The following is a 12541-nucleotide window of genomic DNA, read 5'->3' on the forward strand; positions in this document are numbered from 1 at the left end:
ACGCCGACCACTGCCGTGGTGGGCGTGGGTGCTGCTGATCTTCGCAGCCTCGCGCGTGGTGACGACCGGCATCCTGCTCGCCTTCGCCGCCATCCAGCCCGCCAACCCGTGGACGGCGGCGTCGCCCGGCTACCTCGAGTTCGCGAACCTCTGGGACGGCCGCTGGTATCAGCTCGTCGCCCACTACGGCTACCCGGCGGAGCTGCCGCTCACCGACGACGGTCACGTCGCTGAGAACGCCTGGGCGTTCATGCCCGTGTACCCCTTCACAGTGCGGGCGGTGATGTTCGTGACGGGGGCCGGCTGGGAACTGGCGGCGGTCGCCGTATCGGTGGTCTTCGCAGCGGCCGGATGCCTGGTGCTCCACCGGCTCATGGTTCGCGCCCTCGGCGATCACAGCGTCGCGCTCGTCGCCGTCGCGGTCTTCTGCTTCGGACCGCTCTCGCCGATTCTGCAGGTCGCGTACGCGGAGTCGATGCACGTGTTCTTCCTGGGGCTCGGCCTCCTGCTCGTGCTCGAGCGGCGCTACCTTGTTCTGCTGCCGGTGATCGTGATCATGGCATTCACGCGACCGAGCGGGCTTGCGTTCGCGATGTTCCTCGTACTGCACGTCGCATGGCGCTGGTGGCGCGCACGTCGAGGCGAAGAATCGTTCGAACGCCGGGAACGCTGGTCTGCCATTGCCGCGGTGCTCACGAGCGGCGCAGCGGGACTCGCATGGCCGGGCATCGTGTGGGCGGCCACCGGATCGTTCAACGGATATGTCGAGACCGAGCTCGCCTGGCGCGCCGCCTACATCGGCTACCAGCACCTCGTGCCGTTCACCGCTTGGGTGCAGTCCGCCCTCTGGTGGGTGGGGTGGCCGCTGGGTGTGGCGGTGCTCGTGCTCGTGGTGGCTGTCTTCGCGCTGGTCATGCTGGCGCCCCAGGTGCGGCGGCTGGGCGTCGATCTGCGGCTCTGGATCGCCTCGTACGGGGTGTACCTGCTGGCGGTGTTCTTCCCGCAGTCGAGCACCTTCCGGCTGTTGCTGCCGATGTTCCCGTTGGTGGGTGCGATCGCCGTGCCGCGCTCGAGGCTCTGGCGCGCCGCCGTGATCATCGCCGGAGTGGTCGGTCAGGTCGCGTGGGTGCACCTCTGCTGGTGGATCGACGGGCTGGATTGGACGCCGCCCTGAGTCCGCCGCACGCGGCCCCGTGAGCCCGCCGCACGCGGCCCCGTGAGCCGGCGGTCGCGATAAGAGTGCAGAGATTTTCGCGTCTGAGAACTGTCTGGGATAATTGAGGCACAACTAGGAGAGGGGACTGCTCATGGCTGCCATGAAGCCGCGGACCGGAGACGGACCAATGGAGGCTGTGAAGGAGGGTCGCCTCATCATCGTGCGGGTTCCGCTCGAAGGGGGCGGGCGTCTGGTCGTCTCGGTCAACGACGCTGAGGCGAAGGAGCTTCACGACGCGCTCGCGAACGTGATCCAGGGCTGACGGCGACGTCAGCGCTTCACGCTCGTGCGGCCCCGCGACTTCGGTTGCGCGGGCCGCACAGTCGTTTCCGAGGTGGAAAGCGTCTCCGCCCAGGGGGGAAGCGTCTCCCGGGCAGACCAAGCGTTTTCAAAGTGGAAGCGCTTCTGGGGTCAGAAAACTCGGGGCCGCCGGATCAGCGTGCGATGCGCGTGAGCTGCAGCAGTCCGTCGCCGACCGGCGAGACCGCGGTGACGACGGCCGGAGAGTCGGTGAGCTCTCGCAGCAGTGAGCGGAAGTCGGCCACGGTCTCATCCCGCTGCGCCGGGTCTGCCACGCGACCCCGCCACAGTGCGTGCGCGACCACCACCGTGCCGCCGACACGCGCGAGTCGCAGACCGTGCTCCACGTATTCGATGACCGATGCGGCATCCGCGTCGATGAAGACCAGGTCGTATGACGACTCGTTCATGCGGGGCAGCACATCGCGTGCGCGTCCGGTGATGAGCCGCGCGCGGCCTGCTGCGATGCCGGCATCCGTGAAGGAGCGCCGGGCGTTCTGCTGGTGGTCGAGTTCGGTGTCGATCGAGGTGAGCGTCGCCTCGGGCGCTCCGCGGAACAGCCACAGGCCGCTGACTCCGAGACCGGTGCCGACTTCGATGATGTTGCGGGCACCGGATGCCGCGGCCAGCAGCGCGAGTTGAGCGCCCGTGGCGGGGCTCACCGCCTCCACACCGTGCTCGAGGGAGTTCTGGCGCGCCTGCGCGATCTCGGCCGGTTCGGTCACGAGATCCTCGACGTACTTCCAGCTCAGCTCTTTGTCTGACACAGCGCTCCTCTGATCCCCTCCAAGGGTAGGCGTAGGGTCAGGGTTTCCCGGCTATTCTGGGCGGGTGTTCGGTCTGACGTTCGAGAAGCTGCTGCTGATCGGAGTTCTGGCCGTCTTCGTGCTGGGGCCCGAGCGGCTGCCGCACTACGCGTCGAAGTTCGCGCAGTTCATCAAACAGCTGAAGGCGATGGCCGACGGTGCCAAGTCGCGCATGCGCGAGGAGATGGGCCCAGAGTTCGACGACGTCGACTGGAAGAAGCTCGACCCGCGACAGTACGACCCGCGGCGCATCATTCGCGAGGCGTTGACCGATGAGCCGGAGGCTGTGGCAGCGCCGGTCGTGGCGCCGACCATCCGCGAGTCGGCGTACGCGCAGCGTCAGCGTCTGCTGCGCGAGGGCCGTCCCGCGCCGTTCGACGACGAAGCGACCTGACCCCCTTGCCTTTCGGCGGCCTGAACCGCCCACCTCGTACGGTGCTCGGGATGCCGACACTCCGGGTCAGCGACGCGGATCTCGGCTGAATCAGCCCGCGGAGAACGGCAGGCTACGGCCACGCAGCGAGCGCCCCATCGAGGCGATCCGCTCGGCGAGGGCTTGCAGCGCGACGCCTGCCGGGTCGGCCGCTCCGGATGCGCCAGCATCCGTACCCTCCGGCTCTTCAGCGACGATCGGCCGACCGACGTCGCCGCCCTCGCGAAGCGCGACGCTGAGCGGCACACGAGCGAGCAGCGGAACCTCGAGCCGACGCGCCGTCTCGTCGCCGCCGCCTGCGCCGAAGAGCTCGAGCACCGTGCCGTCGGGCTGCGCGAGGCCGGCCATGTTCTCGACCACACCGATCACGCGCTGACCGGTCTGCCGGGCGACGAGTCCCGATCGCACCGCGACATCGGCAGCGGCCGGTTGCGGCGTCGTCACCACGAGCACTTCCGCGTGCGGCAGCAATTGCCCCACCGAGATGGCGACGTCCCCCGTGCCGGGCGGCAGATCGAGCAGGAGCACGTCGAGGTCGCCGAAGAACACGTCGGTGAGGAACTGCTGCACCGTGCGGTGCAGCATGGGCCCGCGCCACGCGACCGCGGTCTCGGTCGCCGACTCGACGAACATGCCGATCGAGATCGTCTTCACGTCGAAGGCGACCGGCGGCAGGATCAGCTCGCCCACCCTGGTCGGCTTCGAATCTTCTATGCCCAGCAGCGCCGGGATCGAGAAGCCGAACACGTCTGCGTCGATCAGCCCGACACGAAGCCCCTTGGCTGCGAGCGCCACGGCGAGGTTCGCCGTCACGGTCGACTTGCCGACGCCCCCCTTGCCGCTCGTGACCGCGATCACGCGCGTGAGCGAATCCGGTGAGAACTGCGACGCGGACGGCTTCCCGCCGCGCAGCCGCTCCGTGAGCCGCTGCCGCTGCTCCGGCGTCATCACGCCGACATCGACCGTCACATCGCGCACTCCGGGAACGGATGCCGCGGCATCCGTTGTCTGCTGCTCGATGCTCCTCGCTGCGGGGCATCCCGCGATGGTGAGCCTGAGCGCCACGTTCGCGTGCCCGTCCACGACGGTGACGTCGCCGATCATGTCGAGCTCGGTGATCGGCCGTCGGATCTCGGGGTCGATCACGCGGCCGAGCGCCTGTCGGACCGCCTGTTCGAGGCGCTCTTCGCCGGTGGGCTGCGGGAGCGTCACGGACGCTCAGCCGGGCCTGCGCCCCGGCCGGTGCCTCCGGCATCCGCGCCAGAATCTGACGAGTCGCTGCTGCGCTCGAGCTCTTCGAGCAGCGCGCGAAGCTCGGCGCGGATGAACTCCTTCGACGCCATGTCCTTCACCGCGAGCCGCAGCGCGACGACTTCGCGTGCCAGATACTCGGTATCGGCGAGGTTGCGCTCTGCGCGCTGGCGGTCCTGCTCGATCTGCACGCGGTCACGGTCGTCCTGACGGTTCTGTGCCAGCAGGATGAGCGGAGCCGCGTACGAGGCCTGCAGCGACAGCGCGAGGGTGAGCACGGTGAAGCCGTAGACCTGCGAGTCGAAGCGCCACTGCTCCGGCGCGGTCATGTTCCACACGAGCCACGCTCCGCAGAAGAGCGTCATCGCGATCAGGAAGGCCGGAGTGCCCATCCCGCGGGCAACCGCTTCGGTGAAGCGACCGAACCGGTCGCTGCTGCGGAAGACCACGAGCGGCTGGCGCATGCCCTTCGGCGTGTGCATGCGGGCGTCGTCGCGAGCGCGACGTTCGTCATCGGCGAGCCGTGCCACGAGCATTCCTCCTTCCCTGAAGCTGCAGACCGCGTTTCACCGCACGCGACGCGGGTTCGTCGGGACCGGCGCTGCGCCAGTCCTCGGGCAGGAGGTAGTCGAGCACGTCATCGATGGTCACCACCCCGACGAGGCGATGGCTGTCGTCGACCACGGGCACCGAGACGAGGTCATAGCTCGCGAGGATGCGGCTGACCTCGGCCGCGCTCGTATCGGCGCGCACGGGCTCCAGGTCATGGTCGAGCAGCGTACCGAGGCGTTCGCCCGGCGGGTAGCGCAGCATCCGCTGGAAATGCACGATGCCGAGGAACCGGCCGGTGGGAGGCTCATACGGTGGGAGCGTGACGCACACCGAGGTCGCGAGCGCCGTGTGCAGTTCGTGGCGACGGATCAGGGCCAGTGCCTCAGCGACGGTCGCGTCGGCCGAGACGATGATGGGCCCCGTGGTCATGAGCCCGCCTGCGGTGTCGGCGTCGTATGCGAGGAGCATGCGCACGTCATCGGCTTCGTCAGGCTCCATGAGCCCGAGCAGGGCCTCGCCGCGCTCACCCGGAAGCTGCGCGATGAGGTCGGCCGCATCATCCGGCTGCATGTGATCGAGCACATCGGCCGCGCGCTTGTCGTCGAGCACGTTGAGGATCTCGACCTGGTCGGTCTCGGGCATCTCTTCGAGCGCGTCGGCCAGCCGGTCGTCGGGCAGCTCCTCGGCGACCTCGTGGCGTCGCTCGGGCGGAAGGTCGAGCAGCGTGGTGGCAAGATCGGCCGGGCGGAGATCGACGTAGGTGGCGATGAGCTGCTCGGCGCTCTGGGGCTCGCCGGGAGTCGCGCGCTCACGCACTTCGTCCCAGTCCACGAGCAGCGACGCGCCCTTGCCGAACGGTGCGGGGGAGGTGCGGGGCCGTCGTACGAAGAGCTGATCGACCTCCCACTCGCCAGGAGCAGTCTGCGAGATAGCGACGTCTTCGATGGTGGCCTCGCCGCTGCCGTCGCGCAGGGTCACCGTGCGGCCGAGCATCTCGGCGATGACGCGCACCTCGCCGCCGCGCTGCTCGAAGCGGCGGAGGTTGACGAGGCCGGTCGTGATGATCTGTCCCGACCCGATGCTCGTCACGCGGCCGATCTTCATGAATACCCTGCGCTTGCCCGGCACCTCGACGATGAGACCCACGACCGAAGGCGGGTCGTCCTGCCGATACACCACGAGCACATCGCGCACCCGGCCGACCTTGTCGCCGGCAGGGTCGAACACCGCAACGCCCGCGAGGCGCGCGACGAAGACCCGGGCAGTTGTGTTCACGGCACCAAGGGTAGTCGTTCGCCCTTGCGTGACCCGGGTGCGCCGCACACCCCATGCGGCCCGAGAACCCGCAGGTCACGGCCGGGGCTTCGATGCCAGAATGGTGGCGTGACGAACCCGAGCATGTTTTCGAGGCGCGGCGCGCTCGAGCCGCGTGTTCCGCGAGGCGACGTGCTCGGCACGTATGAGACCTACGCCGAGGCCCAGCAGGTGATCGGCAGGCTCGCGCACTCCGACTTCGACGTCAAACGCCTGTCGATCGTGGGCAATGACCTGAAGACCGTCGAGCGGGTCACCGGCAAACTCACGTATGGCCGCACCGCGCTCGCCGGAGCGCTCAGCGGCGCGTGGTTCGGCCTCTTCATGGGGCTCGTGTTCTTCATCTTCTCGCCGACACCGAACCCGTCAGTAGTGTTCTCGGCGGTGCTCATCGGGGCCGGCTTCGGGATGCTGTTCAGCCTCGCGAGCTACGCCGTGAGTCGCCGCCGCCGCGACTTCACCTCGACCCACCAGGTGATCGCATCGAACTACCAGATCGTCGTGGACCCTGCGCTGACCGCGCAGGCGCAGGCGCTGCTCGGGCAGACTCCGTCGCAGGAGTGATCCCGGCGCCGGCAGCTCAGCTCGCTGAGCGGGCGATCCACGCCTCGACCTCGTCAGCGGTGCGCGGGATGGCGCGTGAGAGGTTCTCTGCGCCGTTCGCGGTGACGAGGATGTCGTCTTCGATGCGCACGCCGATGCCGCGGTACTCCTCGGGCACGGTCAGATCGTCGGGCTGGAAGTAGAGGCCCGGCTCGATGGTGAACACCATGCCGGCTTCCACGATGCCGTCGTGGTAGAAGTCGCGTCGCGCCTGTGCGCAATCATGCACGTCGATGCCCAGGTGGTGGCTCGTGCCGTGCACCATGTAGCGGCGGTGGTACTGCGCCTCAGGCTCCAACGACTCGGCCGCGGTAACGGGCAGCAGACCCCATTCGGCGGTCTTGCGCGCGATCACCTGCATGGCGGCGGCGTGCACCTCGCGGAACCGGATGCCGGGGCGCACCGCGGCGAACGCGGCATCCGCGGCCTCGAGCACGGCGTCGTACACGCGGCGCTGCACGTCGTTGAAGCGACCCGAAGCCGGCAGGGTTCGCGTGATGTCGGCGGTGTACAGGCTGTCGAGTTCGACGCCGGCGTCGATGAGCACGAGGTCGCCTGGCAGCACCGGCCCGTCGTTGCGCACCCAGTGCAGGATGCAGGCGTGCGCGCCCGCGGCGGCGATGGTGTCGTAGCCGACGGTGTTCCCCTCGATGCGCGCGCGCCGGTTGAAGGTGCCTTCGACGACCCGCTCGCCTCGGGGGTGCGAGACGATCTCTGGCAGCGCAGCCACCACATCGTCGAAGCCCGTGTGGGTGGCTTCGATCGCTTCGCGCATCTGCGCGATCTCATAGGCGTCCTTCACCAGGCGCAACTCGCTCAGATCGCGAGCGAGTTCGGCATCGGCCGAGTGCCAGGCGGTGACCGATTCGTCGAGTGCCGATGCCGCGTCCTGACGCCGAACCTCGACCGGTACGCTTGTGCCGCTCGCCTCGGTGACCTCACGCGCAAGCGCGGCCGATACCTCTTCTCGTCTCAGCGCGTCGATGCGTCGGGTGAGTGCGGGGTCCGCCTCGCGCACCACGAGCACATCTGTGCCGCCGTCGCCGGTTCGCAGTCCGCCGAGCACCGCGTCGAGCTCCTCGAGTGAGCCGGTCGGCAGGGCGAGATCGGCCGCCACATGCTCGAGCGACGGCCTGGCGCCGGTCCAGAACTCGCCGATCGCGGGGTTCGCGTAGAACTCGTCGCTGCCGCGACCGGCTGAGGGGCGCAGGTACAGCCGCGGGGTGTGACCTTCGGGGGAGGGCTCGAGCACCAGCACTGAACCGGGCACGGTGTCACTGCCCCAGCCGGTGAGGTGCGAGAACGCGGAATGCGCCCGATACGGGTAGTCCGTGTCGTTCGAGCGCTGCTTGCTGTCGCCGGCCGGGATGACGATGGTCTTCTCGGGGTGCAGGGCAGAGATGCGCAGCCGACGAGCGGCGGCATACGGCGCTTGCTCGCGGGGTGCCGGCATGACCACGGGGCGTTCGGCCCAGCCGCTCGAGATGTGCTGCCTGAAGGCGTCGGAGGCGGGCGTGGTCGACCGGTTCTCATTCGCCGGCGCTTCTGCCGCGGTGGTGCGCTGTTCAGCCATGCTGCCCATTCTCCATGTCGGCGCTCGTGCGCGACAGCGTGGCCACGACCGGCCGGTGGTCGCTGCCGGCGTTGTCGAGCTCGGTGATGACTCGCATCGAGGTGGTGCGCCATGTATCGGTGGCCATGATGTGGTCGATGGGCGCGCCGAGGGGAGCGGGCAGCCAGGTGGGCCAGGTGCCGAGCGCGGCGTGGCCCGTCGCGGCTGCGGCGTCGCGGCATCCGCCGAGGTCTGTTCCATCGCCTGCGAGCGAGGTCATGTGGTCGATCGTGGCGTTGAAGTCACCGGCGAGCACCACATCGCCAGTGCACAGTTCCGCGAGCCAGACCAGGTCGTCGCGCCAGTTGTCCATCTGCCCCGTGATTGGAGCCACCGCGTGCACGGCGACGATCGTCGGCCCGTCGCCCTCGACGGGAGTCGCGACGACGGTCGGCAGCACGCCGGTTGTCCGTGCTGCTGCGTCGAAGGTGTAGGCGCCGAGCCGCGGCGCGATGAGCAGCGTCGTCGAGCGTGCCTTGGCGACCTGGTCGTAGGCGATCGTGTGCACCCACATCGGGTTGCCGGCCTCGCGCAGGCGCAGAGCGATCTCGATGCCGGTCTCCTCCGTCGTCTCCGGCAGGGAGATGACGTCGGCGCCCACCTCCGTCGCGAGGTCGGCGATCGCCTCCGCCCCCGGCTCGTCGCCGAGGGTGTTCCAGGCGAGCACTGTGATGTCGTCCGGGCTGTCGGCTCCCGGGCCGTCCTGACCCACGCCGAACCCGCGCGTGACGAGTACTGCGGTGTTCACGAGCGCGAAGACCACCAGCACCGCGATGAGCGAGCGGAAGAAGCCGCGCGCGGGCCGGATGAGCACGGCGAGCAGCACCAGCAGCGCGATGCCGATGACCGAGGCGGCGATTCCGAGCCCACGCATCGACGCCGCCTGCGCGACCAGGTATGCCTGCTCCAGGCCGAACAGCTGCGGCCAGGCGACGGCGACCGCCCCGACCAGTGCGGCCAGGGTGAGAAGGGCGGCGAGGAAACGAGCGAACATCGGATGCCGACCCTACCGGCTGCGACTGCACGGCTCATGACTGCGCCGCGCCGCGAGGCTGCGGTACGGCATCCACCTGCAGACCCCGCGGCCTAGCATGGGAAGATGCCCGACCGGATCGACCTGCACACGCACAGCAGCGTGTCGGACGGCACGGAATCGCCGGCCGAGCTCATCGCCGCGGGCGTCGCCGCGGGGCTCACGGCCATGGCGATCACGGATCACGACTCCACGGCAGGCTGGCAGCAGGCGTTCGCGGCAGCTCGAGGGACAGGCCTGATGGTCATCCCGGGCATGGAGCTCAGCACGCGCGTCGGGCACTCGAGCGTGCACGTGCTCGGCTATCTCTTCGACCCGGCGCACCAGCAACTCGTCGAGGAGACGGCGCGCATCCGGGAGGGCCGGCTCCGCCGCGCTGAACGCATGGTCGAGCGCATCTCGGCCGACTTCCCGCTCACGTGGCCCGAGGTGCTCGCCGGTTCGCCGAAGGGCGCGACGATTGGGCGTCCCCACATCGCCGATGCTCTGGTCGCCAAGGGGCTCGTGACCGACCGGGGCGCAGCATTCGAGTCGATCCTGCACTGGAGCGGCGGCTACTACGAACCGCACTACGCGCCCTCGCCCGAAGACGGCATTCGCATGATCGCGGAGGCCGGCGGTGTTCCGGTGCTCGCCCATCCTGCGACGCACGGGCGCTCCGGCGTGCTGCCGGAGCAGGAGCTCGAGCGCCTCATCGACGCCGGGCTTGCGGGCCTCGAGATCGGGCATCGAGAGAACACGGATGCCGGCAAGCGCCGTCTCCGCGACTACGCCGCCGCCTACGACCTCATCGTCACCGGTTCCAGCGACTACCACGGCACCGGCAAGCCGAACCGCCTGGGGGAGAACACCACCGATCGGTCTCAGCTCGAGCGGATACTTGCGCTCGGGACCGGCTCCGTTCCGTTCCGAGGCTGAGCTCACGGCGATGCCTCGCAGCGCGCCATGTGCGCGCGGTGACACAGAGTGGGAGCGCGGTGTCAGGGAGCGCGGTGTCAGGCAGCGCGGTGTCGGGCAGCGCTGTGTCACGCAGCGCTGCGTCATCGGCGCTCGGCGCCACAGAGCACGTGCGCGTCTCCGGACAAGACGCGCACGCTGAAGCTCAGGGTGACTAGGCGGCCGGCGGCGGTGTCGCCGAGCCACCCGCGGGGCGTCGCTGACGCGAGCGACGGCGACGACCGGGGCCATTGCCGTCGTGTGTGCCGCTGCCCTCGGGGCGAGAGGCGCCCTCGGTGGCCGAGGGCTCGCCGGCGGTCGCCGCGGAGGAGTGGGTGCGGCGACGGCGATTCCGCTTCGGGTGGTCGCTCGTGCCCGGGGTGGAGCCCCCGGCATCCGTCGTCTGCTCCTTCGCAGGGCGCTCGACGTGCGGCGCTGCCGGCGTCTTCTTGATGCGGCCCTTCGCGTCGGACGGGATGTCGAGGTCGGAGAAGAGGTGCGGCGACGACGAGTAGGTCTCGACCGGCTCTGGCACGCCCATTTCGAGCGCACGGTTGATCAGGGCCCACTTGTGCAGGTCGTCCCAGTCGACGAAGGTCACCGCGATGCCGGTCTTCCCGGCGCGGCCGGTTCGACCCACGCGGTGAAGGTACGCCTTCTCGTCTTCGGGCACTGTGTGGTTGATCACGTGCGTCACGTCGTCGACATCGATGCCACGGGCGGCGACGTCGGTCGCGATGAGCACGTCTTTCTTGCCCGCCTTGAACGATGCCATGGAGCGCTCGCGCGCCTCCTGGCTCATGTCGCCGTGCACAGCGGCGGCTTTGAACCCGCGATCGGTGAGCTCGTCGACGAGCTTCGACGCGGCACGCTTCGTGCGAGTGAACACCACGGTCTTGCCGCGGCCCTCCGCCTGCAGGATGCGTGCGATCACCTCGTCTTTGTCGAGCGAGTGCGCCCGATACACGACGTGGCGGATGTTCGCCTGGGTCAGTCCCTCATCGGGGTCGTTGGCCCTGATGTGGATCGGCTTGTTCATGAAGCGGCGCGCGAGCGCCACCACGGGGCCGGGCATGGTCGCGCTGAACAGCATCGTGTGGCGCGTCGGCGATGTCTGCGCGAAGAGCTTCTCGACATCGGGGAGGAAGCCGAGGTCGAGCATCTTGTCGGCCTCGTCGAGCACCATGACTCTGACGTCCTTGAGCGACAGCAGGCGCTGGCCGGCGAGGTCGAGCAGTCGTCCGGGCGTGCCGACGACGATCTGCGCTCCGGCCTTGAGCTGGGCGACCTGGCCTTCGTACGCCTTTCCGCCGTAGATGGCGACGACGCTCGTCGAACGGTTCGAAGTGGCCAGCTCGAGGTCTTCGCTCACCTGCACGGCGAGTTCGCGCGTGGGCACGACGACGAGCGCCTGCACGCCGGGCTCGGGGTCGAGACCGAGGCGCTGCACGAGCGGAAGGCCGAAGCCGAAGGTCTTGCCAGTGCCGGTCTTGGCCTGGCCGATGATGTCCTGCCCCGAGAGCGCCAGCGGAATGGTCTGCGTCTGGATCGGGAAGGGCTCGATGATGCCCTTGGAAGCGAGTGCGTCGACCATGTCCTGGTCGATCGTGAGGTCTGTGAAGGTCAAATTCTGCCTGTCATGTCAAATTGAACGCCGGCTCAGTTTAGCGTCGCCGGCTGTGAACCGGCCGGTGACGGGCGGTACACGCCCGATCATCGCGACCGCCGTATGCTGATCGGCGTGATGAAGTGGTTGGGTCGCGCTCGATTGCGTGTGCCCGCGCCCACCGTCAAGCCCCGTTCGGCCGTTTCGAATGCCGCGCGCGTCGAACTGGCGGAGCTGGCCCCCGACACCCTCGAATTCCTCGCTGATGCCGCCGTGCTGCAGCTCGCGCACTTCGAGACCCTATCGAGGGCGGTGCTCGCCGCGCCAGACACGGCCGCGAAGAGCTCTCTCGGCCGCACCGCGAGTCAGGCGCTCGACAAGCATCACGACCTCGTCGAAGAGCTGCGGCGCCGCGGTGCCGATCCCGAGGCCGCGATGGAGCGCGCAGCCGCGCACATCCAAGAGTTCCGTGCGCACGTGCAGGGCTCGGACTGGTTCGAGGTGCTCATGGTGGCGTACATCACGGCGACGTTCCTCGATGACTTCTTCCTGAGCGTCGCCCAGGGGCTCCCGGATGCCGACACTGCGAAGATCGTGTCGGTGCTCGCCCGCGACTCCGCGGAACACGGCTTGTTCGTCCAGCTGAGTGCTGGCATCCAGCGCGACCCGCAATTGGCGTCGAGGCTCGCGATGTGGGGTAGGCGCCTGATCGGCGACACCATCCTGCTGGCGCGCAAGTCCTTGGCGTTCTCCGGCACGCCCGCTGACGAGGCCCATATCGAGCCGGTGTTCACCGAGCTGATCGCGGCGCACACCCGCCGGATGGACGCGCTCGGCCTGACCGCCTGAGGCCGATCTCGTCGGCGCGTTCGGCAGTCC

The 12541-nt window shown here is 69.1% G+C and carries 13 protein-coding genes; 6 read left to right on the forward strand and 7 right to left on the reverse strand.

Annotation, left to right across the window (positions count from 1 at the left end; genetic code table 11):
* Window positions 1-28 precede the first annotated feature (28 nt).
* Complete coding sequence (locus tag ABV606_RS09960) at window positions 29-1174, forward strand: hypothetical protein (RefSeq protein WP_353987587.1); 1146 nt, start codon at window positions 29-31, stop codon at window positions 1172-1174.
* 133 nt (window positions 1175-1307) lie between these two features.
* Window positions 1308-1478: a DUF3117 domain-containing protein gene (locus tag ABV606_RS09965; protein WP_281489451.1), complete on the forward strand. Its 171-nt coding sequence runs from the start codon at window positions 1308-1310 to the stop codon at window positions 1476-1478.
* A gap of 172 nt (window positions 1479-1650) precedes the next feature.
* Here ABV606_RS09965 and ABV606_RS09970 read toward each other — a convergent pair whose 3' ends face one another.
* The gene (locus tag ABV606_RS09970) at window positions 1651-2283 is read right to left on the reverse strand and encodes an O-methyltransferase (protein WP_353987589.1); all 633 of its coding nucleotides are present in this window, start codon (window positions 2281-2283) and stop codon (window positions 1651-1653) included.
* 64 nt (window positions 2284-2347) lie between these two features.
* On the opposite strand from ABV606_RS09970, the gene ABV606_RS09975 reads away from it, so the two are divergent.
* Window positions 2348-2716, forward strand: a complete 369-nt coding sequence (locus ABV606_RS09975; RefSeq protein ID WP_353987590.1) for a sec-independent translocase — start codon at window positions 2348-2350, stop codon at window positions 2714-2716.
* Window positions 2717-2806: 90 nt separating this feature from the next.
* Here ABV606_RS09975 and ABV606_RS09980 read toward each other — a convergent pair whose 3' ends face one another.
* Genes ABV606_RS09980 through ABV606_RS09990 form a run of 3 tightly spaced genes read right to left on the reverse strand, consistent with a single transcriptional unit; the run spans window position 2807 to window position 5833 of the window.
* A complete protein-coding gene (locus ABV606_RS09980) occupies window positions 2807-3967 on the reverse strand; it encodes an Mrp/NBP35 family ATP-binding protein (RefSeq protein WP_353987591.1) in 1161 nt (386 codons plus the stop codon).
* Entirely contained in the window at window positions 3964-4488 is a 525-nt protein-coding gene (locus tag ABV606_RS09985) for a DUF1003 domain-containing protein (protein ID WP_353988813.1), read from the reverse strand. Before ABV606_RS09985 ends, ABV606_RS09980 begins: the two co-directional genes overlap by 4 nt.
* Window positions 4489-4516: 28 nt before the next feature.
* Window positions 4517-5833, reverse strand: a complete 1317-nt coding sequence (locus ABV606_RS09990) for a magnesium transporter MgtE N-terminal domain-containing protein (protein ID WP_353987593.1) — start codon at window positions 5831-5833, stop codon at window positions 4517-4519.
* Between the two features lie 108 nt (window positions 5834-5941).
* Between ABV606_RS09990 and ABV606_RS09995 the strand changes: the two genes are divergently transcribed.
* Window positions 5942-6436, forward strand: a complete 495-nt coding sequence (locus ABV606_RS09995) for a general stress protein (protein ID WP_353987595.1) — start codon at window positions 5942-5944, stop codon at window positions 6434-6436.
* Window positions 6437-6452: 16 nt separating this feature from the next.
* Here the strand turns inward: ABV606_RS09995 and ABV606_RS10000 are convergent, their stop codons facing one another.
* Together ABV606_RS10000 and ABV606_RS10005 are read right to left on the reverse strand one after the other, a co-directional pair.
* Window positions 6453-8048 (reverse strand): aminopeptidase P family protein, encoded by a 1596-nt coding sequence (locus ABV606_RS10000; RefSeq protein ID WP_353987596.1) that lies wholly within the window; start codon window positions 8046-8048, stop codon window positions 6453-6455.
* The gene (locus ABV606_RS10005; RefSeq protein ID WP_353987597.1) at window positions 8041-9081 is read right to left on the reverse strand and encodes an endonuclease/exonuclease/phosphatase family protein; all 1041 of its coding nucleotides are present in this window, start codon (window positions 9079-9081) and stop codon (window positions 8041-8043) included. The genes ABV606_RS10000 and ABV606_RS10005 overlap by 8 nt, the downstream gene beginning before the upstream one ends.
* 105 nt (window positions 9082-9186) lie before the next feature.
* Here ABV606_RS10005 and ABV606_RS10010 point away from each other — a divergent pair, with 105 nt between their 5' ends.
* Window positions 9187-10038 (forward strand): PHP domain-containing protein, encoded by an 852-nt coding sequence (locus tag ABV606_RS10010; RefSeq protein WP_353987599.1) that lies wholly within the window; start codon window positions 9187-9189, stop codon window positions 10036-10038.
* Between the two features lie 193 nt (window positions 10039-10231).
* On the opposite strand, the gene ABV606_RS10015 is transcribed toward ABV606_RS10010, so the two are convergent.
* Window positions 10232-11683 (reverse strand): DEAD/DEAH box helicase, encoded by a 1452-nt coding sequence (locus ABV606_RS10015; protein ID WP_353987600.1) that lies wholly within the window; start codon window positions 11681-11683, stop codon window positions 10232-10234.
* Between the two features lie 117 nt (window positions 11684-11800).
* Here ABV606_RS10015 and ABV606_RS10020 point away from each other — a divergent pair, with 117 nt between their 5' ends.
* The gene (locus ABV606_RS10020) at window positions 11801-12511 is read left to right on the forward strand and encodes a ferritin-like fold-containing protein (RefSeq protein ID WP_353988814.1); all 711 of its coding nucleotides are present in this window, start codon (window positions 11801-11803) and stop codon (window positions 12509-12511) included.
* Window positions 12512-12541 lie beyond the last annotated feature (30 nt).

It is taken from the genome of Ruicaihuangia caeni, from assembly GCF_040536845.1.
In the GTDB taxonomy this organism is placed as follows: domain Bacteria; phylum Actinomycetota; class Actinomycetes; order Actinomycetales; family Microbacteriaceae; genus Ruicaihuangia; species Ruicaihuangia caeni.

Excerpts from the sequence above, each read along its gene's own strand:
- ABV606_RS09965 (WP_281489451.1), top strand. The coding sequence starts at position 1,308 with ATGGCTGCCATGAAGCCGCGGACCGGAGACGGACCAATGGAGGCTGTG.
- ABV606_RS09985 (WP_353988813.1), bottom strand. The coding sequence starts at position 4,488 with ATGCACACGCCGAAGGGCATGCGCCAGCCGCTCGTGGTCTTCCGCAGC.
- ABV606_RS10000 (WP_353987596.1), bottom strand. The coding sequence starts at position 8,048 with ATGGCTGAACAGCGCACCACCGCGGCAGAAGCGCCGGCGAATGAGAAC.
- ABV606_RS10005 (WP_353987597.1), bottom strand. The coding sequence starts at position 9,081 with ATGTTCGCTCGTTTCCTCGCCGCCCTTCTCACCCTGGCCGCACTGGTC.
- ABV606_RS10010 (WP_353987599.1), top strand. The coding sequence starts at position 9,187 with ATGCCCGACCGGATCGACCTGCACACGCACAGCAGCGTGTCGGACGGC.
- ABV606_RS10020 (WP_353988814.1), top strand. The coding sequence starts at position 11,801 with ATGAAGTGGTTGGGTCGCGCTCGATTGCGTGTGCCCGCGCCCACCGTC.